Source organism: Pseudomonas sp. NFX183 (assembly GCF_047943075.1).
Taxonomy (GTDB): Bacteria; Pseudomonadota; Gammaproteobacteria; order Pseudomonadales; family Pseudomonadaceae; genus Aquipseudomonas.
The window spans coordinates 6,517,071-6,543,953 of the sequence record NZ_CP181333.1; the positions used below are offsets into that span (position 1 = coordinate 6,517,071).

Annotated in this window: 22 protein-coding genes and 1 pseudogene; 15 read left to right on the top strand and 8 right to left on the bottom strand. The window is 62.2% G+C overall.

What is annotated here, in order from left to right; translation table 11 throughout:
- Positions 1-76: 76 nt before the first annotated feature.
- Genes ACM530_RS30505 through ACM530_RS30560 form a run of 12 tightly spaced genes read left to right on the top strand, consistent with a single transcriptional unit; the run spans position 77 to position 15,440 of the window.
- On the top strand, positions 77-1,516 hold the full coding sequence (locus tag ACM530_RS30505) for an undecaprenyl-phosphate glucose phosphotransferase (RefSeq protein ID WP_242201640.1): 1,440 nt from the start codon (positions 77-79) through the stop codon (positions 1,514-1,516).
- Positions 1,516-2,976, top strand: coding sequence for a mannose-1-phosphate guanylyltransferase/mannose-6-phosphate isomerase (locus ACM530_RS30510; protein WP_416363997.1), 1,461 nt, complete (start codon positions 1,516-1,518; stop codon positions 2,974-2,976). Before ACM530_RS30505 ends, ACM530_RS30510 begins: the two co-directional genes overlap by 1 nt.
- A 1-nt stretch (position 2,977) precedes the next feature.
- Positions 2,978-3,889, top strand: a complete 912-nt coding sequence (locus tag ACM530_RS30515; RefSeq protein ID WP_404487526.1) for a glycosyltransferase family 2 protein — start codon at positions 2,978-2,980, stop codon at positions 3,887-3,889.
- A 29-nt stretch (positions 3,890-3,918) separates the two neighbouring features.
- A complete protein-coding gene (locus ACM530_RS30520; RefSeq protein WP_145163281.1) occupies positions 3,919-4,695 on the top strand; it encodes a polysaccharide biosynthesis/export family protein in 777 nt (258 codons plus the stop codon).
- A gap of 14 nt (positions 4,696-4,709) precedes the next feature.
- Positions 4,710-6,701 carry a GumC family protein gene (locus ACM530_RS30525; RefSeq protein WP_242201647.1) on the top strand — a complete coding sequence of 664 codons (1,992 nt, stop codon included), beginning with the start codon at positions 4,710-4,712 and terminating at the stop codon, positions 6,699-6,701.
- Positions 6,701-7,891: a glycosyltransferase gene (locus ACM530_RS30530; RefSeq protein ID WP_145163277.1), complete on the top strand. Its 1,191-nt coding sequence runs from the start codon at positions 6,701-6,703 to the stop codon at positions 7,889-7,891. The genes ACM530_RS30525 and ACM530_RS30530 overlap by 1 nt, the downstream gene beginning before the upstream one ends.
- The gene (locus tag ACM530_RS30535) at positions 7,881-9,209 is read left to right on the top strand and encodes a GH39 family glycosyl hydrolase (RefSeq protein WP_416363998.1); all 1,329 of its coding nucleotides are present in this window, start codon (positions 7,881-7,883) and stop codon (positions 9,207-9,209) included. Before ACM530_RS30530 ends, ACM530_RS30535 begins: the two co-directional genes overlap by 11 nt.
- A gap of 8 nt (positions 9,210-9,217) precedes the next feature.
- The gene (locus ACM530_RS30540; RefSeq protein ID WP_416363999.1) at positions 9,218-10,426 is read left to right on the top strand and encodes a glycosyltransferase family 4 protein; all 1,209 of its coding nucleotides are present in this window, start codon (positions 9,218-9,220) and stop codon (positions 10,424-10,426) included.
- Complete coding sequence (locus ACM530_RS30545; RefSeq protein WP_416364000.1) at positions 10,417-11,520, top strand: glycosyltransferase family 4 protein; 1,104 nt, start codon at positions 10,417-10,419, stop codon at positions 11,518-11,520. Before ACM530_RS30540 ends, ACM530_RS30545 begins: the two co-directional genes overlap by 10 nt.
- Positions 11,517-12,950, top strand: coding sequence for an O-antigen ligase family protein (locus ACM530_RS30550; RefSeq protein ID WP_145163270.1), 1,434 nt, complete (start codon positions 11,517-11,519; stop codon positions 12,948-12,950). Before ACM530_RS30545 ends, ACM530_RS30550 begins: the two co-directional genes overlap by 4 nt.
- A 2-nt stretch (positions 12,951-12,952) precedes the next feature.
- Complete coding sequence (gene murJ, locus ACM530_RS30555) at positions 12,953-14,362, top strand: murein biosynthesis integral membrane protein MurJ (protein ID WP_145163268.1); 1,410 nt, start codon at positions 12,953-12,955, stop codon at positions 14,360-14,362.
- Between the two features lie 22 nt (positions 14,363-14,384).
- Positions 14,385-15,440, top strand: a complete 1,056-nt coding sequence (locus ACM530_RS30560; RefSeq protein ID WP_416364001.1) for an acyltransferase family protein — start codon at positions 14,385-14,387, stop codon at positions 15,438-15,440.
- Positions 15,441-15,548: 108 nt separating this feature from the next.
- Here the strand turns inward: ACM530_RS30560 and ACM530_RS30565 are convergent, their stop codons facing one another.
- From ACM530_RS30565 to ACM530_RS30580, 4 genes are all read right to left on the bottom strand, one after another.
- Positions 15,549-16,127, bottom strand: coding sequence for a DUF4174 domain-containing protein (locus ACM530_RS30565; protein WP_416364002.1), 579 nt, complete (start codon positions 16,125-16,127; stop codon positions 15,549-15,551).
- 164 nt (positions 16,128-16,291) lie between these two features.
- The gene (locus tag ACM530_RS30570; RefSeq protein WP_416364003.1) at positions 16,292-16,924 is read right to left on the bottom strand and encodes a glutathione S-transferase N-terminal domain-containing protein; all 633 of its coding nucleotides are present in this window, start codon (positions 16,922-16,924) and stop codon (positions 16,292-16,294) included.
- A 13-nt stretch (positions 16,925-16,937) separates the two neighbouring features.
- The gene (locus tag ACM530_RS30575; RefSeq protein ID WP_242201665.1) at positions 16,938-17,516 is read right to left on the bottom strand and encodes a GNAT family N-acetyltransferase; all 579 of its coding nucleotides are present in this window, start codon (positions 17,514-17,516) and stop codon (positions 16,938-16,940) included.
- A gap of 73 nt (positions 17,517-17,589) precedes the next feature.
- Positions 17,590-19,947, bottom strand: coding sequence for a DNA polymerase II (locus ACM530_RS30580; RefSeq protein WP_416364004.1), 2,358 nt, complete (start codon positions 19,945-19,947; stop codon positions 17,590-17,592).
- A gap of 217 nt (positions 19,948-20,164) precedes the next feature.
- Between ACM530_RS30580 and ACM530_RS30585 the strand changes: the two genes are divergently transcribed.
- Together ACM530_RS30585 and ACM530_RS30590 are read left to right on the top strand one after the other, a co-directional pair.
- Positions 20,165-22,402 (top strand): TonB-dependent receptor, encoded by a 2,238-nt coding sequence (locus ACM530_RS30585; protein WP_416364005.1) that lies wholly within the window; start codon positions 20,165-20,167, stop codon positions 22,400-22,402.
- 85 nt (positions 22,403-22,487) lie between these two features.
- Complete coding sequence (locus ACM530_RS30590) at positions 22,488-23,075, top strand: hypothetical protein (protein ID WP_416364006.1); 588 nt, start codon at positions 22,488-22,490, stop codon at positions 23,073-23,075.
- Between the two features lie 39 nt (positions 23,076-23,114).
- On the opposite strand, the gene ACM530_RS30595 is transcribed toward ACM530_RS30590, so the two are convergent.
- Positions 23,115-23,582, bottom strand: coding sequence for an SRPBCC family protein (locus ACM530_RS30595; protein WP_242201673.1), 468 nt, complete (start codon positions 23,580-23,582; stop codon positions 23,115-23,117).
- A 99-nt stretch (positions 23,583-23,681) separates the two neighbouring features.
- On the opposite strand from ACM530_RS30595, the gene ACM530_RS30600 reads away from it, so the two are divergent.
- Entirely contained in the window at positions 23,682-24,083 is a 402-nt protein-coding gene (locus ACM530_RS30600; RefSeq protein ID WP_416364007.1) for a GFA family protein, read from the top strand.
- A 1-nt stretch (position 24,084) separates the two neighbouring features.
- Here the strand turns inward: ACM530_RS30600 and mrdA are convergent, their stop codons facing one another.
- From mrdA to ACM530_RS30615, 3 genes and pseudogenes are all read right to left on the bottom strand, one after another.
- Entirely contained in the window at positions 24,085-25,977 is a 1,893-nt protein-coding gene (gene mrdA, locus ACM530_RS30605) for a penicillin-binding protein 2 (RefSeq protein WP_106580023.1), read from the bottom strand.
- A 134-nt stretch (positions 25,978-26,111) separates the two neighbouring features.
- Positions 26,112-26,225 (bottom strand): aldehyde dehydrogenase family protein, encoded by a 114-nt coding sequence (locus ACM530_RS30610; RefSeq protein WP_416364008.1) that lies wholly within the window; start codon positions 26,223-26,225, stop codon positions 26,112-26,114.
- Positions 26,207-26,620: pseudogene (locus ACM530_RS30615) on the bottom strand (aldehyde dehydrogenase family protein). Before ACM530_RS30615 ends, ACM530_RS30610 begins: the two are co-directional and overlap by 19 nt.
- Between the last annotated feature and the right edge of the window lie 263 nt (positions 26,621-26,883).

Genomic DNA, 26,883 nt, shown 5'->3' on the forward strand with positions numbered 1-26,883 from the left:
TGCCCTCCTTCACGCAGCCTGCTGCCGATGGACCAAACAGCCGAACAGTAGGTCTGGAGTGCAATGAGGGATGTTTATGCGAGAAAAGTCTTCAGTCGATAGCCTGTTTCTGACCCGCGCTGGTTTTGTTGAATTTTTTGTTGTCTTCGTCAAGTTGATCCATGGCCTGACTGCCATCTTGCCGCCATTGGTGTTGGTGTTGTTCCTCGACCCACTGGCTCCCGAGCTGCGTTCCCACTTCCTTGGTCTGCTGCTGTTTTTTGCGATCATGACCATCATTCTGTTCCAGGCTCTGGGCATCTATTCCGAAGAGCTGTTCAGCAATCGCCTGCGCCTGCGGGCCAAGATAGTCGCCTGGTCGGCGGCGTTCTGCATCTTGCTGTTCATGTACCAGATCCTGCAGTTCTTCCCGCAATTGACGCCACGCAACCTGGTGGCGTGGTACTTCGCCAGCCTGGCGCTGTTCGGCATTGAACGCCTGGTGATGCTGCGCCTGTACCGCAACCTGATGCGCAAGGGCAAATACCTGCAGCGCACTGTGATCCTGGGCTTCACCGACACCGCCGTGCACGTCGCCGATCACCTGCAACGCAATGGCGATATCCGTTCCGGCCTGATCGGTTTTATCGACGACCGCACCGAGCGCATCCCCAAGGAATTGAGCAGCCTGCCCTTGCTGGGCAACACCCGCGACCTGGAAAAACTGATCCGCGCCGAGCAGGTCAACCAAGTGATGATCTGCCTGCCCTGGGCTGCCGAGCAGCGTATCCACGGCCTGGTCAATCGCCTGCGCCAGTTGTCGGTGAACGTCATGCTGGTGCCCGACATGGCCGCGCTGCGCTACGGCCACAGCCGCATCACGGACGTGGGCGGCATCCTGATGTTCAACACCTCGCAGCTGCCCTTGCGCGGTTGGTCGCCGGTGATCAAGCGCTGTGAAGATTTGCTGCTGGCGAGCATGGCCCTGGTGGCGCTGTCGCCGGTGATGCTGGCAACGGCGATTGCGATCAAGCTCGACTCCAAGGGGCCGGTGCTGTTTCGCCAGAACCGTTATGGCTACAACGACAACGAGATTCGCGTGTTCAAGTTCCGCTCGATGTTCACCGACCAGAGCGACTTCACCGCCGAGCAACAGACCACCCGCAAGGACCCGCGCATCACGCGGGTGGGCCGCATCATTCGCAAGACCAGCATCGACGAGCTGCCGCAGTTGTTCAACGTGCTGCAGGGCAACATGTCGATGGTGGGCCCGCGCCCGCATGCCACCGCGACCAAGGCTGCCGGCGTTCCGTTCGAAGTGGCGGTGAGCGAGTACAGTTCGCGGCATCGGGTCAAACCGGGCATCACCGGGTGGGCGCAGATCAACGGCTACCGGGGTGAAACCGACACCCTGTACAAGATCCAGAAACGTGTCGAGTACGACCTGGAGTACATCTCCAAGTGGTCGGTATGGTTTGACTTGTACATCGTCTTCATGACGGTCCCAGCCGTCCTCTCCACCAAGGAAGTCTATTGATGAATACCCTCAACGGATTAATTCCCTGCATTATTTCCGGTGGTTCGGGCACGCGGCTGTGGCCGGTGTCGCGCCAGAACATGCCCAAGCCTTTCATGCGCATGCGTGACGGCCAGAGCCTGCTGCAAAAAACCTTTCAGCGCGCCGCCAAACTGCCCGGCGTCGAAAGCGTGCTCACGGTGACCAACCGCGACCTGCTGTTTCGCACCCTGGATGACTACCGCGTGGTCAACAAGGCCCACTTGCCTCTGGACCTGTTGCTGGAGCCGTTCGGGCGCAATACGGCGGCGGCCATTGCGGTGGCGGCGCTGCATGTGCAGGAACATTTCGGTGACCAGGCGCAACTGTTGGTGATGCCCGCCGACCATCTGATCCTCAATGAAGTCGCGTTTGCCGAGGCCGTCACCCAGGCCCGCGACCTGGCCGAAGCCGGTTATCTGGTGACCTTCGGCATCCAGCCCGACCACCCTGAAACCGGCTTTGGCTACATCGAAAAAGGCGACGCGCTGGGCACCGGCAACCGGGTCAAACGCTTCGTCGAAAAACCCGACCAGGCCACCGCGCAAGCCTACCTCGACGGCGGCAAACACCTGTGGAACGCCGGCATGTTCTGCTTCAAGGCCAGCACCCTGGTGGAAGAACTCGCCGCCCATGCCCCCGACGTGCTGACGGCCGCCAAAGCCGCACTGGACCACAGCCAGAGCCTGCAAAACAAAACCTCGCGCCAGCGCGAACTGGACTCGGACGCCTTCGGCAGCGCACCGGACATTTCCATCGACGTGGCGCTGATGGAAAAGTCCCAGAAAGTCGCCGTGGTGCCCTGCGACATCGGCTGGAGCGACATCGGTTCCTGGGAGGCGCTGCGCCAGCTCACGCCCAGCGACGCCCACGGCAACCAGGTCAATGGCGAAGCAATTTTGCATGACGTGCACAACTGCTACATCGACTCGCCCAAACGCGTGCTCGGCGCCGTTGGCGTACACGACCTGATCATTGTCGACACTCCGGATGCGCTGCTGATCGCTGACGCCAACCGCAGCCAGGATGTGCGTTACATCGTTGCCGAACTCAAGCGCCAGAATCACCCGGCGTACAGCCTGCACCGCACCGTCACCCGGCCGTGGGGCACCTACACGGTGCTGGAGGAAAGCAGCCGCTTCAAGATCAAGCGCATCGTGGTCAAGCCCCAGGCGTCACTGTCGTTGCAGATGCACCACCACCGCAGCGAACACTGGGTGGTGGTCAGCGGCGCGGCGCAGATCACCAATGGTGAGCGCGAATTCCTGATCAACGCCAACGAGTCCACGTACATTCCGGCCGGGCACAAACACCGCCTGACCAACCCCGGCATCATCGACCTGGTGATGATCGAGGTGCAGAGCGGCGAGTACCTGGGCGAAGACGACATCGTGCGCTTTGACGACATCTACGGGCGTGCGCCCGCAGAAGTGAAAAAGTGACATGCGCACCTCGTTGATCATCCCGACCCGCAACGCGTCCAGTCACCTGGCGCGGCTGCTGCCTGCGCTGAACATGCAGACGCTGCAACCGGACGAAATGCTGGTGGTCGACAGCGCTTCCAGCGATGACACCGTGGCGCGCTTTCGCGAGTTCGGCGCCCGGGTCGAGGTGATCGACGCCCGCGATTTCAACCACGGCGGCACACGGCGCTGGGCCAGTGAACAGGTAAGCGGCGAGGCGCTGATCGTGATGACCCAGGACGCGATCCCCGCAGACCCCGAGACCTTCGCCAACCTGCTCGAAGAATTGCAGCAAGACCCGCTCAACGGCGTGGCCTACGGCCGCCAATTGCCGCACCCCGGCGCCGGTGTGCTGGGCGCGCAGTCGCGGCACTTCAACTACCCGCCACACAGCCGTAGCAAGCGCCTGGCCGATGCGCCGCAGTTGGGGATCAAGACCTGCTTCAGCTCCGACTCGTTTTGCGTGTACCGGCGCAGCGCCCTGCAGGCGGTCGGCGGTTTTCCCGCCGATGTGATCGGCAGCGAAGACGCCTACGTCGCTGCGCGCATGCTGCTTGAAGGCTACACGGTGCGCTACGCCGCCACGGCGCGGGTGTACCACTCCCACGATTACCGACTCATGGATGAGTTTCACCGCTACTTCGACATTGGCGTGTTCTACGGTCGCGAGCCGTGGATTCGCCAGGCGTTTGGCGATGCCGGCGGTGAAGGTAAACGCTATGTACTGGCTGAGCTCGCGGCATTGCGCGCAGCCGGTGCATTGCACCGCGTACCCGAAGTACTGGTGCGCAGCGCGTTCAAGTTGCTCGGCTATCGGCTGGGCCAACAGGAACGCCGGCTCCCCCTCGCCCTCAAGCGGCGCATCAGCATGTTCCCCGGTTATTGGAGGTGAGCAGCATGACTAACAGGAAGTCCGCCCTTATGAAAAAAACCGTGCTCCTCCTGGCCGTGATGGCCTTGGCCGCCTGCAATACGCCGGCACGCATTGTCCCTCCGGATGACAAGACCGTCGAGGACGGCAAGCGCGCCCTCGACCAGTTGGCGCAGCTGCCGCCGGCCGTGGAACGTATCCGCATCGGCGATCAGCTGCGGATCGTGCGCGATGCCGGCGAGATGCCGACGCTGTCGGCGTTCAACGTCAGCACCATTTATGAGCTGACGCTGTACACGGTGCAGACCGACGGCAAGATCAACTACCCGTTCCTGGGGCCGATCCAGGTCGCCGGCCGTCAGCCATCGGAACTGGCCGCGGAGCTGAGCAACAAGCTCGCGCCGGTCTACCGCGAGCCGCGGGTGACGGTGAATATCAACCAGGCGCCGGGCAATTCGGTGATCGTCGGCGGCGCGGTGAATAACCCGACGGCGGTGCAACTCGGCACGGCCAACACCCTGGAGCAAGCGATTGTCGGCGCCGGCGGGGTGAACCCTTCGGGCAATGCCAGCATGGTCGCGCTGCTGCGCGAAGATGCCCAGGGCGCCTACCACGCCTACTTCCTGGACTTCAGCCAATACCTCAAACCCGGCCCGAACGGGCGTAAACCAGTGCACTTGCAACGCGGGGATGTGGTGTTCGTGCCTAAATCCAACGTCGGCGAGCGCATCCAAGGGGTGGATACCTACTTGAACCAACTGATCCCGTTCACCAAATCCATTGGGGTTGGTTACAACTACACCAAAACCAGCGGCGGCAATAACTGAAGGAGCGACATCCCATGATCGAGATCCGTTCTTTTCGTGATCTTTTGCGCCTGTTTTTCATCTTCCGGCATGAGTTCAAACTGGCAGCCATCGCGGCGCTGGTGATCATTTTGCTGGGAGCCTTTCTGCTGCCCGCCAAGTACGAATCCACCGCGCGCCTGCTGGTCAAGCCGGGGCGCGATTCGACCTTGCCCATCGAGATCAGCAACCGTCAGGCGCTGGTCATGCCCAGCACCCAGCGTGACCCGATTGTCGACGAGGAGCGCTTGCTGACCGGTCGCCCGATCGTGCGCACGGTGGCCGAGCATTACCTGGAAGTCATCGCCAACGCGCCGCCGCCGGAAGGCTTCTGGAAGCGCAGCAAGTATTACGTCAAGGAAGGCGTGGGCGCGGTGTTCGACGGTATTCGCGTGGTGCTGGAAACCGTCGGCATCCTCGAAAAAACCACGCCGGTGGAACGCCTGGCGGCGAGCCTGGAGAAAAACTTCGAGGTCAGCCATGCCGTGGGTTCCACGGTGATGGACATCAGCTTTACCTGGGGTGACCCGCAAATCGCCCAGCAAGTGGTCAAGGATTGGGTCGACACATACATCACCGAACGCACCCAGGCCCTGGGGCGCAAGAGCCTCTACGCCTTCTATGAAGGTCAGGTGAACACCAGCGCCACCGAGATCAAGAGCTACAAGGAGCAAATCCTCAAGCACTTGAACGAGATCGGCGCGGCAAGCATCACCGATCGCCTGGAAGACTTGTCTGAGCGGATCAACGTGTTGCGCGGCGAGACCTTCAACACCACGCGCCTGATTGCGTCTTCCGACAGCGCCATCCAGAGCACCCGCGACCAGCTCAAGGGTCAGCCCAAGGAAGTCACCACGGTGCGCCAGATCGCACTGAACCCGCAGCAGCAGGATTTGCGGCGCCTGCTTAACCAGAAGCTGCTGGAAAAGGCCGACATGATGCGCACCTACACCGACAACGCGCCGCCCGTCAAAGCCCTGGACGCGTCGATTCTGGCGATGCAGGCCCAGGTCGCGAATGAAAGCAACACGGTACAGGCCTCGGAAAACCGCGCGCCGAACACCTTGGAAATTCACTTGCAGCGCGTGCTGCTGGACGAGTCGAGCAACAACCTGGCCCTGCGCACTCAGCTTGTGCAACAGCAGAAACAGCTGGTGAACCTCGAAGCCCAGCGCAAGCAGGCCCTGGAGATTGAACCGGAACTGGCGCGTCTTTCTCGCGAGCTGAGCGCCACCGAGCGCAATTACGCGCTGTACGTGGACAACCTGGAAAAATCGCGCATCGACCGTGAGCTCGATAGCAGCCAGATCAGCAACATTGCGGTGATCGAAGAAGCCACCCTCAACCCTGGCCGCATCTTCCCGAAAACCCTGCTGATGCTGCTGTTGGCGATCCCGTTTGCCATCGTCGTCGGTTTGCTGGTGATCTACCTGTGCTACCTGCTGGACCAGCGCATTCACGATGGCGGGCTGGTGGAGCGCAAGTTCGGCCTGCCCCTGTGGACGACCTTGCCGGAGCTGGACACCAGCACCGCGCAGAGCACCAACGCGTTCAATGCGAGCATTTACCGCCTGTACGGCTTGCTGCAACTGGACCGCGTGGCCGAGCAAGGCCTGACCCTGGGGTTGACCTCGGCGCGCCACGGCGAAGGGGTGACCTTTGTGGTGGAGCAACTGCGCCACTTGCTGCAGGAAAACGGCATCAGGGTGCGGGTTGGCGGCGTCGAACCGGCCGCCCCGGGCGAAGTGGTACTGCTGGACGCCTCTGCACTGCTGGACAACCGCGACGCCTTTATCAACCTGCGCCGCGCTGACCTGATTGCCCTGGTGGTGGAAGCGCAGAAAAGCACAGTGCCGGTGGTGGAGCACGCGCTGTCGATCCTCAACACCGCGTTTGGCAAGGTAGACGGCATCATCATCAACCGGCGCAAATTCGAAGTGCCGGCCAGGGTGCTTAAAACCATCGCCAAATACCGGGGGGCGTTCTGATGCGCATCGCCCTGCTCGCCCCTTTGCCGCCGGAGAAAAACGGGATCGCCGACTACGCGAACCATTTCAAGACGGCCCTGGAGCAGCTGGGCGTGACGGTGGCGACACCGTTGAGCGGCGTGGAAGGCAACAGCGAAGCCATCCGCCAGGCCATCGCCGCCTTCGACTGGCGCAGTGTGGAGCTGGTCCACGCCGAGCTGGGCGGCGGCCGGCTGGGGGAGTTTCTGGCCCTGCGCGAGCTGCGCAAGGCCTACCCCGAATTGCCGCTGACGGCGACCGTGCACGACCCTGAACGTATCGTCTGGCGACGCGAGCAGCTGCCCTTCCCGCTGAACCTGCTGGAACGTTTGCCCAGCCCTTTGCCGCAAGCGGCAGTGGTGCTGGCCGACCCGCTGACCTTGCGCGAAGAACGCCATGTCGCCCAAGGCCTGACGCGGCTGATCACCCTCACGCGCCTGGGCGCCGATTGCCTGAGCCAACGCATGCAACTGCCGGCCGGCAAAGTGGCGGTGATCAACCACGCCAACCTGGCCATTGCTCCCGCGCCGTTACCGGCGCTGGACACCCTGCACCTGCTGTACTTCGGTTTTATCTACCGTGGCAAAGGCATTGAAGACCTGCTGCAAGCGCTGGCCGACGTCTTCAAGCAAGCCCCTGAATTGCGTGACCGTGTGCGCCTGACCCTGGCCGGTGGCACTGCCGCCGAAATGGCGTTTGGCGCGGGCGGCAACTACCTTGAGCAGCTCAACCGCCAGATCGCCGAACTCGGCCTGGTGGGCGCCATCGACTGGCGGCTGAACTTGCCGGCCAGCGAGATTGCACAGACGATCCAGGCGCACCACGTGATGGTGCTGCCGTATCGCGAATCAAAAAAACTCGGCCTGCTGGGGCGCCAGCGCGGCACCAGCGGCGCGCTGTCCTGGGCCGCTGCGTGCGGCCGCGGGGCGATCACCTCGGATGCGCGTGCGTTTGCCGAAGAAGTCGCCAGCGGCAACGGCGCGATCTATCCCCAGGGCGATGTGGCGGCGTTGAGCCAACAACTGCTGCGCCTGGCGCGCACGCCATCGCTGGCCCGCGACTGGGCCGAACGGGCCGGGGAAATTGGCCGCGAACGCCTGTGGCCGTTGACCGCGCAGAAGTTCAAGCACCTCTTTGAGCAGGCGATTGCGGGAGCTCCTTATGCCGCGTAAACGGACCTACCTTGCGACCCTTGCGGTGATTGCCGCACTGGGCCTGACGGCCTTCCTGTGGGGCCGCCAGGCTGACGCCGAAAACCATGTACTCAAGGGCAACAAGGTGGTGGTGTGGAAGGATTTTCTGGGCGTGAACGCGCAGTTCCTATGGTTCAGCCCGACGCTGTATCAACGGCAGATCGACCGCCTCAAGGCACTGGGCCTGGAATGGGTACGCCTGGATTTGCACTGGGATCAGCTGGAGCCGGTTCAGGGCCAGTATCAGGTCGCAACCCTTGATCAACTGGTCGGCAACCTGCAAGCCAATCAGCTCAAGTCGGTGTTTTACCTCGTCGGTTCGGCGCCCTTCGCGACCACCGCGCCGGCCGGTGCGCCCTATCAGGACCAGTACCCGCCCAAAGATCTGAACGTGTTCGCCAACCGCATGGCGCTGTTGTCGCAACGCTACCCCAGCGTCAACGCGTGGCAGGTGTGGAACGAGCCTAATTTGCTCGGCTTCTGGCGCCCGGTGGCCGACCCCGCTGGCTACGTCGCCTTGTTGACAGCCACCGCGTCCGCTTTGCGCGCGGTGGATGCGAACAAACCGGTGGTGGCTGCCGGCATGGCGTTTTTCAGCGAAATGCCCAACGGCCAAACCATGCTCGACGCCCTCGGCGCCCAGGGTGTGGCCAGCCTGAACACGGTGATTTCCTACCATCCCTATACGCAACTGCCCGAGGGTAACGACCCGTCCAACCTGGACTTCATCGCCAAAACCACCGCGCTCAACCAGACGCTGCGCAATAGTGGCGTGCAAACGCTGTGGAGCACCGAGTGGGGCTGGTCAACCTACCCCGGGCCAAAAGACGCCCAGGACCTGATCACCCTGCAGGGCCAGGCCGATTATGTGGTACGCCGGGTGGCCCTGATGAGCGCGATGGATTACGACCGGATTTTTCTGTTCACCTTGAGCGACCTCGACCAGCGCGCCAGTGTGCGTGACCAGTTCTATGGCCTGCTCGACATCGACGCCAACCCCAAGCCGGTCTATACCGCCTTGAAGAACTTCCTCGATGTGAGCGGGCCGCAGCTCACGCCCGGCGATCCGCCCGCCGCCGACCAATTGCCCGATGGTTTGTTCAGCATCGGCTGGACCCGCGCCGACGGCCACAAACTGTGGTTCTTCTGGTCGGCCGAAGGCGGCAACGCGCACTTGCCTGGCCTCACCAGCGCCACCCTGTACGACCCGCTGCGCGGCACGCAAACCCCGGTAAGCGGCACCCATGGGCTGACCGTCCCGGTCAAGTCGAACCTGCAAATTCTGTTATGGGACTGAAGCCCGCCATGCGCATTTTATGGATCCTGCCCTACTCGCCTTGGCCCGCCACCAGCGGCGGCAAGACGCGCCAGTTTCATCTGCTGCGCAGCCTGGCCGCGCGTGGGCATCGAATCACCTTGCTGCTGCATGATAAAAACCCGGTGTCGCTGACCGATCGCCAAGTGCTGGAGGCCTTCCTCGAGCAGGTGATCGTACTGCCGCGCCGCCCACTGCGCAGCGTGAAAACCCTGGTGGCCGGCCTGTTTGCACCGTACCCGCTGCTGGCCAGCGTCAACGGTCTGTCGGGCGCGCTGCAGGACACGTTCAATCAATTGCTCAAAGAGCATTGGGATGTGGTGCAGATCGAGCACACCTACACGTTCCAGCCTTATGAAGATGCCCTGGCGCGCCAATCGCAGCCGTTCGTGCTGACCGAACATAACGTGGAGTCGGCGCTGGGCGCGGCCACTTACGACCGCCTGCCGCGCTGGGCGCTGCCCTTCATTCGCTACGACCAATGGCGCTACAGCCGCTGGGAACACCGCGTGATGCGCCAGGCCGCGCAGGTGGTGGCGGTGACCGAAAGCGATGCCCAGGTGCTGGCCGAAATCGCCGGCAAACCGGTGCCGGTGGTGGTCAACGGTGTGGACTGCGATCACTTCGCCGCCGCCCGACCCGACCCGTCGACGCGCCGCGTGCTGTTTCTGGGCAACTATGAATACGCGCCCAACGTGGACGCCATCGAGTGGGCCCTGGATGAAATCCTGCCCAAGGTCTGGGCGCGCTGCCCGGATGCGCGCATGAGCGTGTGCGGGTTTGGCATGCCCGGCAGTTGGCGCGAGCGTTGGAAGGACCCGCGCATCGAGTGGCAAGGGTTTGTCCCGAACCTATTGAACCTGCAATCAAGTTGTTCGGTGTTTCTGGCGCCGTTGCGCCACGGCGGCGGTTCCAAGCTCAAAGTGCTCGAAGCCCTGGCTGCCGGGTTGCCCTTGGCGAGTACCGAACAAGGCGTGTCGGGCCTGGACCTGATTGAAGGCCTGGATTACCTCGGTGGGCAAACCGCCGACAGCCTGGCAGACGCCGTGGTACGCCTGCTGCAATTTCCCGACGCCGCCGCGCCTATGGGCGAAGCGGGCCGCGCCTATGTACGCCGGGCGCATGACTGGAGCGTGGCCGCCAGCCAGCTGGAACAGGTGTACGCGACGCTCAATCAAAAGGAGCCCGCATGCGTATAGGCCTGGATTACCGCACCGTCGGCACCTCGCCGCAATCGGGGATCAGCCGCCAGGTGTACGCCCTGGAAAATGCCCTGCGCACGCTGCCGGGTGTGGAACTGGCGCGGTTTACCGTGGCGCCGCTGGGTGATGAAACCCGCTTGCAGGCGCACTGCCCGGCCTGGGGCTGCGCGAAAACGGCGATGCACCAGCCGCACAATCGGCTGCGCTTCGAGGCCGGTTTTCTGCCAACAGCCTTGCGTGAACAACAGATCGACCTGTACATCAGCACGTTCAATATGGGCCTGCCGTTGCCACCCAAGCCCAAAGGTTTGCGCACCGTCGTGCTGCTGCATGACCTGTTCCAGATCACGTTGAACAACTACCACGCCAACCGCCTCAAAGCGCTGATCTACAAGACCAGCGATCGGCTTTCGATTGCGTACGCGGTGCACAGCGCCGACCGCGTGTGGACGCCGTCACAGTACAGCGCCGATGAAACCGCGCGGCTGTTTCCCAAGGCGGCGGGCAAGGTTCGCGTACTGCCCAATCAAGTCGACAGTTTTGTCGAGCTGGCGGCAGACCTGACGGCGCGTGACCTGCCCGAGCATTACTGGCTGCTGGTGGGCACGCGTGAGTTGCGCAAGAACGTGCCGTTTCTGGTCGACGCCTGGCAGCAGGCCCGCAGCCTGTCACCCGCCGTGCCGGCGTTGGTGCTGGTGGGCAGCCTTGAGCATTTACCCGAAACCCAGCGCAACCTGCCGGGCATTCGCGCCTTGAGCGGCGTCTCGGATGCCGAGTTGCACGCGCTGTACCGCCAGGCCTCGCGCCTGTGGCAGCCGTCCTACGCGGAAGGTTTTGGTCTACCCGTCATCGAAGCCCTGAGCGTCGGCACGCCAGTGGCCGTGGCCAGCGGCACCTCGCTGGATGAAATCACCCCGCCGTCTGCTCCTCGCTTCTCGCCCACCGACGGCCCGGCGCTGGTGCAATTGATGCTGGCGCTGGCGGATCGTCCGACTGAAGAATCACCCGAACAACGCACGCAATGGGCGCAACGCTTCAACCATCAGGCCTATCGCCAGCGCCTGGCTGAACTGATCGAGGAATTGAAATGAGACTCTCCCTGGCAAGCCTCGTCGCGATCCTGTTCGGCCTGTTGTTCGGCGCGCTGGCCCTGATGCTGTCACCGGCCAAGGCGTTCCTCGCCGTAATCGGCCTGGCCGCGGCGGTGACCATCCTGCGCTTCCCGTTCTGGGGCTTGCTGCTGTTCGCCGGTGTCGCGACCTTCATGCCGTACTCGACCATCAACCTGGGCATTCGCAGTACGGTGAGCGAGGCGATCCTGGCGCTGACCTGGGGCGCGGTGCTGTGGCACAGTTTTCTGTCGCGCGTGCCCGACACGCCGAGCCTGTCGCGCCGCCCCACCGACCAGATGCTGCTGTGGCTGATGCTGTTCAGTGTGTTCCCGTTCATCGTCGGCCAGGTCACCATCCACGCCGACACCAGCGGCGTGGCCAACTGGCTGCGCTGGTTGCTGAGCCTGTCGGCGGTGTACCTCTGCGCCAAGTTGCTGACCGACTACAAACACCGCGAATCACTGGTGATCGCCTTGCTGCTGGGCACGCTGGCGATGCTGGTGCTGTCGATTGCGGTGTTTGTGCGCACGCGTTCGGGGGCGGGCATTGCGCCGATCCTGGCGCTGTTCAACTACGGCAACTTCGACATGTTGAAATTCGGCCTGGAGGCGATGTCATCGCGCATGGGCTCGCCGTGGATGCACCCGAATGCCATCGGCGGGATCATGGCGTTGCTGCTGCCGTTGGCGTTCTGCTACGGCATGACCGAACAAGGCTGGAAGCGCGGACTGGGCCTGGGCGTGGCGTGCCTGGGCGCCGCCGCCTTGCTGTTGGCCAGTAGCCGTGGCGCGATGGTCAGCCTGGCGCTGGTGCTGATCTGGATGGCGACGCGGCGTGTGCCCTACACCGGCAGGCTGTTGATGATCGGTGCGGCGCTGACGGTCGCGCTGGTGATGGCCTATCCGCCGCTGCAGGACCGCCTGGCGACGATTTTTTCATCGGACAACGCCAGTACCGAAATACGTTTCGACGAATACCGCATGTTCCCGCAGGCCGTGGCTTCTTACCCGTTCGGCATCGGCTTCAAGGTCGACCCGCCAGTGCCAGGCACGCATTTGCTGGGCATCTCCAACCTGTGGTTGAACTTCATCTACAAGACCGGCATTGTCGGCATGCTGTTGTTTATCGCCGTGACCGTGCGCTGGTGGCGTGAAGCACGCCCGCAAAAAGGCCCGATCCGCCTGACCAAAGACAACGCGCTGTGGCTGGGCAGCACTGCCGGGATTCTGTCGGCGCTGGTCAGCGGGTTGTTTGACCACTACTTCAGCTTTGCCGTGGTGATGGTGGCGCTGTTCTGGCTGATGGTCGGCCTCAATGTCCTGGAGGCCCGCCGGCTGTTCCCGGCGCGTCTGCCGCAAGTCAAGACAGTGGCTTACCGCAAGCCGGCCCTTGACGGCGCACGGCTTTAATCATGCTTGGCTCCGCCGTCTGGCTGACGCTTGCGACCCTGCTGGGCCTGTGCCTGGGGTTCGCCCGCGAGTGGCTGCTGGTGGCCGCCTGGGGCGCGGGCGAGCGCAGTGATGCGTTCTTGATCGCGCTGTTTTTGCCAGAGGCGTTGCGCATGTCGTTGGCCGGTGGCGTATTGAGCGCCGCCGCGCTGCCGCTGTACCTGCAACGCAAGGACCACGAGCGTTTGAATTGGCTGGCGGTGCTGTTTCCGGCCTTGATGCTGATTGCGTTGGTCACCAGCCTGCTGCTGACGCTGTTGGCGCCGTGGCTGGTGCAGTTGCTCGGCCCGGGGCTGGCCGCCAGCGCCACCGCACTGGCGGCCAGCAACCTGCAGATCGTTGCCTGGTGCGTGCCGGGCTTGATGCTGCATGCGCTGTTCAGTATTCCGTTGCAGGCCAGCGAACGTTTTGTGCTGGCGGGGCTGGGGTCGCTGCTGTTCAACCTGCCGCCGGTGACGTACCTCGCCGTGGCGGGCACGGCCACCCAACCTCATTCTCTGGCGCTCGCCTGCCTGGCCGGCAGCCTGTTGATGCCGTTGGCGTTGCTGCCCTCGATCTGGCGCCAGGGCTGGCGGCCGTGGCGCTGGCAGCTGAGCTTTACGCCGCTGCGCGAACTGGGCCAGCGCATCGGCCCCCTGCTGTTGAGCAATGGCGCCAGCCAGGGCTTGGCGCTGATCGAGCGACTGGTGGCGTCGCTGCTCGGCGAAGGGGCGGTGACCTGGGTCAACCTCGCCCGCAAGCTGATGAACCTGCCGTTGATCGCGCTGATGAGCCTCAACCAGGTGCTGCTGGGCATGATGAGCCGGCGCCAGGGCGATGAGCGCCTGGCTCTGCTCAAGCGCGGCTTGGAGACCGCCAGCGTGCTGACACTGCCGGCAGGCGTCGGCCTGGTGGCCGCGGCGCCAAGCCTGGTGGCGTTGCTGCTGCCCAAGCAATCGGCGGATTCGCCGCTGCCGTTGTTGCTGGCATGGTTTGCCGTGCCGCTGGTGTTCGGCGCCTGGAACGCCCTGCTCGCACGCTATGCCTACGCGGCTGGCGACACGCGCCAGCCGCTGCGTTGTGAATTGCTCGGCAGCCTGGTCAATGTGCTGCTGCTGGGCGCCCTGCCCTTTGTGTTTGGCCTGGCGGGTATACCGCTGGCCGCGCTGGCCGGGGTGATCTGCACGGCCTTGCTGCTGATGCAGCGCCAGGGGTTGCTCGACGCCCTGGCGTGGGCGCGGCATTGGCTGCTCAGTGCGGTGGTGATGGGCGTGGCAGCGTGGGTGTTGTTTCCAATTCAAGGCGTATGGCTGCAGCTGGGGCTCAGTACCCTGGCGGGCATGGTGATGTTGCTGGGCATGGGGCTGTGGCTGAAGCCGTGGCGCAAGGCGTGAACGACCGATCGGGAATAGTCAGATGAAGCATCGTTGGATTCAGATGGATATCGCCAGGGGCATCGGCATCCTGGTGATCGTGTTTGCCCACAGTTGGTTCGTGGCCACCTCGCCGGACCTGCTGTATCCGATCCTCGCTTCGTTCATCTTGCCGTTGTTCTTTTTCCTCTCTGGCGTGCTCTTCAAACCCGAGCAACCGTTCGTGGAGATGGCGGTGCGCAAGGCTGACGGGCTGCTCAAGCCGTTTTTCTTCACCATGCTGGTGTATGTCATCATGCGCGCCCTGCTGCGCGGCCAGCCGCTGCTGCCGGATATCGGCGGCGTGCTGTATGCCTCGGTGGACACCATTCCGTGGCAGGCCATGTGGTTCCTGCCGCACTTCTGGGTGGCGATTCTGTTCAGTTGGGTGATGCTGCGGTTGATCCAGCGCCTGAAGCTGTCGTTGTGGGTGACCGGCGTGCTGATCGCGGCGCAACTGCTTCTCGGGGTTTGGCTGCTGCCGTTGTTCTGGCAATTGCCGGTGACGCTCGGCGGTCACCACTGGGTGCTGCCGGGGCTGCCGTTCAGCCTGGATATCACCTTGATCAGCAGCACCTACTTCATCGTCGGCTACCTGGCACGCGATTGGTTGCGTACACATTCGGGATCGTGGCTGACGTGCCTGGTCTCGGTCCTGTTGTTTGCTGCGGTGTTCATTCCCACGTGGGACACCATGGACCTGGCGCAACGTCGCTACGACAGCTGGCTGTGGACCAGCGTGCTGGCGGTGATCGGCGTGTACGCATGCTGGGCACTGGCGCGGGTACTGATGGTGTCGGCCCTGCTCACTCGGGCGATGACCTACATCGGTCAGTCGACCCTGATCCTGTTGATCTTCCATGGCGAAATCCAGCACAAGACTGTCGACCTGCTCGAACGCCTGGGCCTGCCTTCGTTTCTGGCGGCGTGTGTGGGCCTGGTGGTGGCGGTGGTGGTGCCGTTGATGATCGGAGAAGTGATCAAGCGGGTGGCGTTCCTGCGGTTTTTCTACTTTCCGTTTCCGGTGCGCAAAGCCGTCAAACCTTCAGAAAACCACTAAACCCCTGTGAAAGCGCGCGCGCCCGCGATAGCGGTGGGTCATTCAAAGGTATTTTGACTGACATTCCGTCATCGCGGGCAAGCCCGCTCCCACAGGGGTTATGTAGGTTCAATCATCAAGTTGTGGCGCGGCGGCCTTGCTGCCGGCTTTTGCGGGCTTGGCCGCTTTTGCGCCTTTGGCGGGCGCGGCAGGTTCTGGCTCTGCAGGCGCGGCAAGCTCTTTTTCAGCCATGGGCATCTGGTCGATGGCGCTGAAGAATTCCTTCAGGTCGAGGGTATCCGGCGGCACGGTTTTTTCGAGTTTCTTCTCGCCGTCCTTGCCGACCAAAATCACTTTGGTGCCACTGCCGGCGCCGAGCTTGAGGGCACGGATCAGCGCGTTGGTTTCAGGCGGCGTGAGCTTTTTGTTGTCCTTGGCGTCCTTGGCAAATTTCTCGCCTTCGGCACCGATGCTGCCGAACTTCACGGTGTAGAACACCATGCTGCGCTCTTCAAAGGACTGCTTGTTGGCAGGCTCATCCAGCTGTTTTTTCAGGTTCGCCAATGCTACGTTTCCGGAGTCAAGTTCCACCACCACCAGCGGACGCGACTTGCCCAAGTCCTGCTTGAGCGGGTTGATATCATCCGCGGCCAACAGCGGCCCCGTAAAAGCCATCAAGGTAGCCAGGGTCAGCGACCGGATGAGCATGCGCACCTCCTTTGAATTCCATGCAGGGTTCTTGAGTTTCATGTCTGCGACAGTCAATTTCAAGGATGATTCCTACACCTCGTTAAGAAGCGTAGGTCAGGAAGCCTGCTACGCAAGGGGTTGGGCGCGTGCCACGGTGATTGTTTCTTCTGATTGCGGAAACATTAAGAGACGCCCCATTCCGGCCAATGCCGCGCAAACACGGGCGCCACGACAGGGTCGGCATCCACTTGCGCCAACGTCTGGGCAAAGCCTGGCGCCAGGTTGCTCAACACCTCGCGCGCCGCGTCCCAACGCGACACGGCTGCGGCCATAATGCCCAGTGCATTCGGCACCTGATTGGGGGCGAACAACTGGTCGGCGAACTGCTGGGCGAACACCACCCACGCATGGTGCAGATAGCGCCGCGTGCCGGTGGTCAATTGCGTCTGCGCCGCTTCATCGGCGTTGCCCAGCCAGCGTTGCGGGTAGTCAATGATGCCGATGGCCGAGTAGCAATTGGCAGCGATGTACACCAGGCCGCGCAGGATCTGTGCGCGGTTGCCGGCAAGGAGATCCGCGGCGGGAAACTCCAGGCCCAGGTGGATCAGGATGGCGGCGCTTTCGGTCAGCACCTGGCCATCGGGCGTGACCAGCGTGGGGATTTGTTTGAGCGGGTTGATGCGCGCGAGGGCTTCACTGCCCTCGCCATCTGCCCAGGAACTGGCGTCGATGCGACGCCACGGCACCGCGCAACGTTGCAGGGCGATTTCGATCATGCAGGAGCCGGATTCATCAATGCCGTAAAGCGTGTACATGGGCGTTTGCTCCTTAGCGCAGCAATTTGGCCTGCAAGTTGGCCTTCACCTGCGGCCATTCCGAATCGATGATGCTAAAGCGCACCGAGTTGCGCTTGCGTCCGTCGGGCATAATGCGTTCGTGGCGCACGATGCCTTCTTGTACGGCGCCGAGGCGCAGAATCGCGGCGCGGGATTTTTCGTTGAGTTCGTCGGTGGTGAATTGCACACGTACGCAGTCGAGCACTTCAAAAGCGTAGGTCAGCAGCAGGAGCTTGGCTTCGGTGTTGACGCCGCTTTTTTGTGTGGATTGCGCCAGGAAGGTGTGGCCGATTTCAAGCTTGCGATTCACCCGGTCGACTTTCCAGAACCGCGTGCTGCCGACTACCTGACCTGTGTCGCGACGCACGATCGCGAACGGGATCATGCTGCCGGCCTCACGCCCGGCGAGGGCGACGTTGATGTACGTGTCGACGGTCTCGGGACCCGGCACGTTGGTGACTTTAAGGTTCCACAATTCACCGTCGGCGGCAGCCTGGACCAGCGCGGCGGCATGTTCACGTTGCAAGGGTTGGAGTTCGACCGAGCTGCCGGTCAGGGTGATCTGAGTCATGAAGAACTGCGCCGTTGGAGGGTGGTCGTCAGAGGCCAAGAGTGCAGGCTCTGATCCCATCCAGGCAAGCGTTTTAGAACAGGCCCATCTGCCCGCCGACCAGGGTGCCAAAATCATCGTTCACGAACGGCAGAATCGCGTCGGCCACCGGCTGCAATTGCCGAGTGACGTAGTGGTCGTAGTCGATCGGCGCCTGCCGCACTTCCAGCGGTTCCGGGCCGTTGACGCTGATCACATAGCTGATCCAACCGCCACGCTGGTACTGGCGCGGGCGTCCCAGGCGGTCGTTGTATTCATCTGCCAGGCGGGCGGCGCGCACATGCGGCGGGACGTTGCGCTCGTAGTCGTCCAGCTGGCGGCGCAGCCGTTTGCGGTAGATCAGCAGGTCGTCGAGTTCGCCGCTCAGGGTGCGGCGCACGTAGTCACGCACGTAGTCCTGATGGGGCTGGCGGTGAAAGATGCGCTGGTAGAGCTCCTGCTGAAATTGCCGGGCCAGCGGTGACCAATCGCTGCGCACGGTTTCGAGGCCTTTGTAGACCATCTCTTCGCGGCCATCGGCGTGCACGACCAGGCCGGCGTAACGCTTTTTACTGCCCTCTTCTGCGCCGCGGATGGTCGGCATGAGGAAGCGGCTGAAGTGGGTTTCGTATTGCAGTTCCAAGGCGCTTTGCAGGCCGTATTCGCTGTGCAAATGCGCACGCCACCAGTCGTTGACGTGCTGCACCAGTTGCCGGCCGATGCGGCTGGCGTCATCCGCCGAATGCGCGCTGCCGAGCCAGACGAAAGTGGAGTCGGTGTCGCCGTAGATCACCTCATAGCCCTTGGCCTCAACCAGTTCGCGGGTCTGGCGCATGATCTGGTGCCCGCGCATCGTGATCGAGGACGCCAGGCGCGTGTCGAAGAAGCGGCAACCGCTGGAGCCGAGCACACCGTAGAAGGCGTTCATGATGATTTTCAGCGCCTGGGACAGCGGCGCGTTGTGCTCGCGTTTGGCCGCTTCACGGCCTTCGGAAACACGCGTGACGATGGACGGCAGGCAGTGCCGGGTTCGCGAGAACCGCGCGCCGCGAAAGCCTTCCACCGACTCGCTCGCTTCGGGGTGCTTGAGGCCTTCGATCAGGCCCACCGGGTCGATCAGGAAGCTGCGGATGATCGACGGGTAAAGGCTTTTGTAGTCGAGCACCAACACCGACTCATACAGGCCGGGACGCGAGTCCATGACAAAACCGCCAGGGCTGGCCTGGGGCGGCTTGTCGCCCAGGTTTGGCGCGACAAAGCCCTGGCGGTGCATCAACGGCATGTACAGGTGGGTAAACGCGGCGACCGAGCCGCCGTTGCGGTCGGCCGGCAGGCCGGTGACGCTGGCCCGCTCCAGCAGGAACTTGAGCAACTCGGTCTTCTCGAAAATGCGCGTGACCAGCTCGCAGTCCTTGAGGTTGTAGCGCGCCAGCGCAGGCTTGTCCTCGGCGAACATGCGGTTGATTTCGTCCATGCGCTGGTACGGCGTGGAGATGTCCTTGCCTTCGCCGAGCAGGGTTTGCGCGACGTTTTCCAGGCTGAAGGATTCGAAGCTCCAGGTCGCCGAACGCAGGGCTTCGATGCCGTCGATAATCAGGCGCCCCGCCGCCGCTGCAAAGTAGTGATTGCGGCTGCCGTGTTCGCGCCAGGCCATGGCTTCGCCGCCACGGCCAAGCAGCAGCGGCACGTTGAGGCGCTGGGCATGTTCGTGGAGCACGCGCAGGTCGAACTGCACCACGTTCCAGCCGATGATCGCATCGGGGTCGTGGGTGGCGAGCCATTGGTTGAGGCGCTCGAGCAGTTGCGCGCGGCTGTCGCAATAGTCGAGCTTGAAGTCCACCGCGTCGGTTTTATTCGGCGGGCCGAGCATGTACACCTGGCGCTCGCCGCAGCCTTCGAGGGCGATGGAATAAAGATCGCCCTGGGCGGTGGTTTCGATGTCCAGCGACACCAGTTTCAACGGCGGACGGTAGTCGGGTGCGGGTTTCATCTGCGCATCGATCAGCACGTCGTTGGCGTCTGGTGTGCCGCCGAACCACACGGGAGCGGTGATGAAGCGCTCCATCATGTAACGCTCGGGCGGGCGGACATCGCCTTCGTAGACATCGACACCGGCGGCGCGCAGGCGTTTTTCCAGGTCCATCAGTTGGCGGTGCTGGCGCGTGTAGAGGCCCAACACCGGACGGTGATGGAAATCACACAGCTGCAGCGGACGCAGTTCGATATCGCGCTCGCCCTTGAGCAACCAGTCGAGCTGTTTGCGATAGGCCTCGGGAATAAACATCACCGAGGTTTGCACGGGTAGGCGCACGCACCGAGGGCCCTGGTCGGTCGCCAGCCAGAAGCTGACCTCCGTACCCGCCGCCGTGTCGCGCCAATGCCGGGTCAGGACAAAACCCTGCTGTAAATCCACCGTGCCGCACCTCAGGAATCGCTTTCAGGGCGTGATTCTACTCGGCATCCGCGTAAACGCGGCACGTTAACGCGCACGCAGACCGCAATCTCACAAATTTGTTGCAGAACATTAATAACAATCACTATCATTCGCACCGGAGTCGTATCCGCGCAGCGAGGAAGCGCAACGTTGTTGCCCTTTTCCTCACATTGACGGTTCGCCGTCAGGATCGACCATGCCCTCCCGTACCCGACTTTGTGTGCCGTTTCGCCCTACCCTGCTCGCCCTTTGCTGCTCCGTGAGCCTTGCTGCCCATGCTGCAACCCCAGTCACCCCGCAGGATGCGAATAACCATCAGGACGGCAACACACTGGAACTGGGTGCCACCAACATCAACGCCGACGCGCCCGCGCCAAACACGCTACCGCCGGTTTACGCCGGTGGCCAGGTTGCACGCGGCGGGCAACTGGGTGTGCTGGGCAACCAGGACATCATGGACGTGCCATTCAGCATGTCCTCCTACACCGAAAAATTGATTCGCGACCAGCAGGCGCAAACCGTCGGCGATGTGCTGCTCAACGACTCGTCGGTGCGCCAGGCATCGGGCTACGCGAACCAGGCCCAGGCCTTTGTGATTCGCGGCCTGCCGCTCAATGGCGACGACATTTCCTTCAACGGTTTGTACGGCATCCTGCCGCGCCAGATCATGTCCACCGACGCCCTGGAACGGGTTGAAGTGTTCAAGGGGCCCAACGCGTTCATCAACGGTGTAACGCCCGGCGGCTCCGGCATTGGCGGCGGCGTGAACCTGCAGCCCAAGCGCGCCGATGATGTGCCGTTGCGCCGTTTCAGCACCGACATCAGCAGTGATGGCCGGGTGGGTGAACACCTCGACATCGGCCAGCGTTTTGGCGAGGACAACCGCTTTGGTGCGCGGGTCAACCTGTCCCAGCGTGAAGGCGATACGGCCGTTGACGACGAAAACCAGCGCTCGAAGCTGTTCTCGGTCGGCCTCGATTACCGCGGCGATGCGCTGCGCCTGTCGGGGGACTTTGTGTATCAGAAGCAGCAAGTGAACGGCGGGCGCAATACGGTGCTGCTCGGCAGTGGGCTGACCCACATCCCCAACGCCCCGTCTGCCGACACCAACTACGCGCCGAACTGGGGCACCACCAGCCTCGAAGACACGTTCGGCATGTTGCGCGGCGAGTACGACCTCAACGACAACTGGACCGCCTACGTTGCCGGCGGTGCCAAGCACACCAACGAACTGGGGCGCTACTCGTCGGTCACCCTGAACGACGCATTGGGCAATGCCACGGTCAGCGGCTCGAACATCGCGCACCAGGAAGACAACACCAGCCTGATGGCCGGCCTGAACGGCAAGTTCCAGACCGGCGCTGTCAACCACACGTTGAACCTGGGCCTGACCGGCATCTGGACCCAGACCCGTAACGCCTTCGACTTTGCCGCCGGCAGCCAGCCAACCAATATCTACAATCCGGCCGACGTGTCTGCACCGGCCAAAGGCGGTTTCACCTCCGGCAGCGACCTGAACGACCCAGGCATTACCGCCAAGACCTTCGCCCGCAGCGCTGCGGTATCGGACACCTTTGGCTTCATGGATGACCGCCTGCTGTTCACGGCCGGTCTGCGCCGCCAGGAACTGGTGGTTCAAGGCTATGCCTACGGCACCGGCACGCGCACTGCCAATTACGCCAAGGGCATCACCACGCCGGTGTATGGCTTGGTGTTCAAGCCTTGGGACCATGTATCGCTGTATGCCAACCACATTGAAGGCCTGGCTTCGGGGCCGACCGCTCCGAGCACGTTTGGCAGCGCTACCAGCGTGACCAACGCCAACCAGACCTTCGCACCGGCCCGCTCGAAACAGACCGAAGCAGGCGTCAAGGTTGATATGGGCACCTACGGAGCGACACTGGGCGTGTACCGCATTGAACAGCCGACTCAAGGTTACTCCCAGCTGAATGCGGACGGCACCGCCACCTATGTCTTCCAGGGCGAGCAAGTCAACAAGGGCGTTGAGCTGAACGTCTTCGGTGAACCGGTCAGCGGCCTGCGTCTGCTGGGCGGCGCGACGATTATTCACACTGAAGTCAACGGCACGGCAAACGGCGCCAATGACGGCAACCGTGCGATTGGCGTGCCGTCGTTCCAGCTCAACGCCGGGGTGGATTGGGATGTGCCGGGCCTGCAAGGCGTAAGCGTCAACGGCCGCATGCTGCGCACCGGCGGCCAGTACGCCGATGCAGCGAACAACCTGAGCCTGCCGGCCTGGAACCGCTTCGATGTGGGTGCGCGCTACAACTTCAAGGTGGCGCAGCGTGATGTGACGTTGGGCGCGACCGTGGAGAACGTGGCCAATACCAAGTATTGGGAATCTGCGCTGGGTGGCTATCTGACCCAGGGTGATCCGCGGGTGGCTAAGTTGTCGGCGACGGTGGATTTCTAAAGTTACAACGTGGAGGGTCAGCGAATTTGCACACCGCTGACTCGCCACTAGACTCAAGGGCTTCTCTCACATGGAAGTCCCTTCAATGAATGTACCCCGCTCCGTGCGCCAGGCCCTTGCTCTGGTCGCCCTGGTGTGCGCCGGCAACCTTGCCGCTTACGCCGCCGACATCCCGCTGTCCAAATCCCTTGAAGCCGATGAAGTGACCACCAGGGTGCTGTCGGTCGATGCCGCCACGCACCAGGTGGTGCTGGCAGGTGCCGAAGGTAACCCGGTGCATGTGCAACTCAGTGATGACGCCAAGGACTTGGCCAACCTCAAGGTTGGCGATCAAGTGAAAGTGCTGACCACCCATTCGGTGGCTGCGGTACTCGACACCGACGTGGATAAAAGTGCCCCGGACTCAAGCGAAAGTACCGGCGTGGTGCGTGCCACGGCCGATAACCCGCACCCCGGCGGTGCCGCTTTCCGGCAGATCCAGATGCAGTTGAAGATTACCCATATCGACCTGAATAAAAACCAGGTGACCCTGGAAAACCCTACCGGTGCGACGAAAGTGCTGAACGTTGAAAAACCGGAGATCCGTGCCGGCCTCAAAGACCTCAAGGTCGGGCAAAGTGTGCTGGTGACCTTCACCGATACCCTGGAAATCACCACAACTCACGAAGGCTGACAGCGACGAACACGGGCATCATCAAGATGCCCGGTTGGGTCAGGCGCGGCGCGCCTGGGCGAGATAGGTTTCGATGTTGTTCATTTGTTCATCCCAGCCACGGGAATTCATCTTGAAGGCCTTCTGGCGTCGGGCCTCGGGTACCGCATCAAACCCGGATTCAACCACCCTCAGCAAAATGCCTGGCGCCCGATCTTCGATGGTGAACTCCACCAGGGTAGGCGTTTCGCTGTCGTAGTCGACACCCTCCTCGACCGCATAAGGATGCCACCGGAAGGAAAACAGGGTTTGTGGCAGGACCCTTTCGATTTTGGCCTTCCACACCACATGTTCATAGCCTGGGTAGGTGATGGGGGCTTCGAGGGTTTCCCCGGCAGCAAAGGTTTTACCCTTCAGGGCGATACCGAACCAACTGCCGAATTGCTCGGCATCCGTGAGGGCTTCCCACACCTGTTTACGTGAAGCATTGAGCAGCACTTTTCGTTCGATGCGATCTAATACGTGCATAAGTCACCTCCTCCATTGACAGTAGGCGACATCGACCAATGCGCAACCTTGGCGTGTGCGCGATGATGATGACCCCATCCTTGATCAGGCAATACGTTTATGACTGACCCGTTGAATGGAAGTTGCTTTTGCAAAGCTGTGTGCTACCAGGTGGACAGCCTCGACATGCCCATCTGCCACTGCCACTGCGACAGCTGCCGCAAGGTGCATGCAGCAGCGTTCGTGGCCACAGCCGGGGTGATGCGCGAACATTTCCGCTGGACACGGGGCGAAGCGCTGCTGTCGTCGCTTGAATCTTCGCCGGGCAAATTCAGGCATTTCTGCTCGCGATGCGGCTCACATCTGATGGCTGAGCGTAGGCACCAGCCCCATGTGATTGTGCGAGTGGCGACGCTGGATGATGATCCGGGCGTACGGCCCACCTCGCACATCTGGACGTCCCATGATGTGCCCTGGCTTGCTTATCAAGCCGCAGAGCACTGGGACGAGTGGAAGGTCTGAGTCAGACGTGCGGGTCACCCGGGGCTTTGGCCGGCGTCGCGTATTGCGGCTTTAGGTGGCCTTCCTGGTCGAGCAGCCAGGCATCCATGATTTGCCGCACAACAGGGCCCGCCACACGGCCGCCGGCTTCACCGTTTTCGATCATTACCGAGATCACGATTTTCGGATGTTCGGCCGGCGCGAAGCCGACGAACAAAGCGTTATCGCGATGGCGTTCCAGGGTTTTGTTCCGGTTGTAACGCTCACCTTGCTTGATCGCAACCACTTGCGCGGTACCACTCTTGCCGGCAATGCGATACTGGGCGCCGACCGCAGCAGCTCGGGCGATACCGCGCGGGTCGTGCATCACCAGTTGCATGCCATGGTTGACCTGTTCCCAATCACGCGGGTCCTTGAGGACCACGTTGGGCATCGGGTTTTCATCCACCGGCGGCACGCCATTGATGGTCTTGGCCAGGTGCGGGCGGTTCCACACGCCTTTGTTGGCAATCAACGCGGTGGCCTGGGCCAGCTGCAACGGCGTGACTTGCATATAACCCTGGCCGATGCCGAGAATCACCGTTTCACCCGGGAACCAAGGCTGGCGCCGCGTCGCGCGCTTCCACGCCTGGGACGGCATCAGGCCTGCAGACTCCTCGAACATGTCGAGGGAGACTTTCTGACCAAGGCCAAATTCAGCGAGATAATCGTGCAGACGGTCGATGCCCAGCTTGTGGGCAAGGTCGTAAAAGTAGGTGTCGTTGGAGCGCATGATCGCCGCGTCCATGTCCACCCAGCCGTCGCCGCTGTGGTTCCAGTTGCGGTATTTGTGGTCAAAATCGGGCAGCTGGTAGTAACCGGGGTCGAACACACGGGTTTGTGCGGTGACCACGCCACTGTCGAGACCGGCGATGGCCACTTCCGGCTTGATGGTCGAACCGGGCGCATAAAGCCCGCGCAGCACACGGTTGAACAGCGGCCGGTCGATGGAGTCGTGCAGCGCCGCGTATTCCTTGAAGCTGATACCGGTCACGAACAGGTTAGGGTCAAAGCTCGGCTTGCTGACCATCGCCAGTACTTCGCCAGTTTGTGGATCGAGGGCGACAACCGAACCACGTCGATCGCCTAAGGCTTCTTCCGCCGCCTCCTGGAGTTTGACGTCGAGGCTCAGAACGATGTTTTTGCCGGGGATCGGGTCGGTGTGCTTGAGCACGCGCAGTACGCGGCCCTGCGCATTGGTCTCGACCTCTTCATAGCCGACATGGCCGTGCAGTTCGGATTCGTAGAAGCGCTCGATACCGGTCTTGCCGATGGACTGCGTACCTCGGTACTCGACCGAATCAAGGGCCTTGGATTCTTTTTCATTGATTCGGCCGACGTACCCGATCGAGTGGGCAAAATGTGCGCCCAGCGGGTAATGACGGACGAATTGCGGCTCGACATCCACGCCAGGCAAACGGAATTCGTTAACGGCCAGTACGGCGATCTGTTCCTCAGTCAATTCGTAAAACAGCGTCACGGGCACAAAAGGATGACGAGCCTGCTTCAGCGCCTTGTCGAACACCGCACGGTCTTCGGCGGGCAGGTGCAGCAGGTTGACGATGGCATCCAGCTCACCCTTGAGGTCGGTTGTGCGTTCGCGGGTAATCGTCAGGTTGTAGCTGGGACGGTTGTCGGCCAAAACCACGCCGTTGCGGTCATAGATCAACCCGCGCGTGGGCGTAATCGGCAGTACGTGGACCCGGTTGTTTTCGGAAATCGTGGAGTGGTAGTCGTACTGCACCACTTGCAGGAAATACATGCGGCCCACCAGGGCGCAGGTGATGCCGATGACCAACAGCGCACAGGCAAGCAGGCGCTTGTTGACCAGACGGTTTTCTTTTTCGTGATCCTTGATCGGTATCGGTTCAGGCATTTCTACAGCATCTCGTTGAAGAAGGTCGACGCCGCATCCTGCGGATGAAAAATCAATCCTTGTGAAAATGTGCTGCACCATACCAAAAATGCAGAAACACTTTGCATCGATTTCCCCAACGGCATGCTGTTTTGTCAGGAGAGCACGGATTTAGGCTCCAGAAAGGCCTCCAATCCGAGTGTGCAGTACTCACGGCCTATACCTGATTGTTTGCAGCCGCCGAAGGGCGCTAGCGGCTCGTGGGCCACGGGTATCGATCAACACGCGAACGGCGTCGATGCGCGAAGCCTCTTTGTAGGGCTGAGGACAGAATGTAAGCCTGGAGACCGTAGGCCGTATCGTTGGCGATGGTCAGCGCTTCATCTTGGTCATCGTAGGGGATGATCGACAGAACAGGCCCGAAGATCTTGGTCAGCGGGTTGGTAACGCAACTAAAGGCGGTGGGCCTGATGGATCAGCCCGCGTCGATTCCGCCAGGCAAGCCGGGGCCACTCACCAATAGGTGAGCGCCCTCCTCGATGCCGATCTGAATGTATCGCTGCACCCGCTGCCACTGCTTGAGGCTGACCATCGGACCGATGCTGGTGGCAGGATCATTAGGGCCGCCCGCCCGGATATCGGCGAATTGCTCGGTTACCAGCACTTCTATCTTATCCAAGCGTTGGGCGGGATGAGATTGACGGAGTGGAATGTTGCTGCGGACCGGCTGCGGGGGCGCTGATACGTGTACTTGGAGAGTCCACGTTTGACTCGTTGCGACTCTGCTACCCTGGAAGGTGGCATGTACCGGCCGGTATGAGGGTGCTGATTGAGCTGATCAAGGAGCGAGGGGTCTGATACACAAGTTCTGTATCAGAGAGCACGCGTTATGGTCGACGCCCATCGGCAGCACGCTTGCACCTGCGC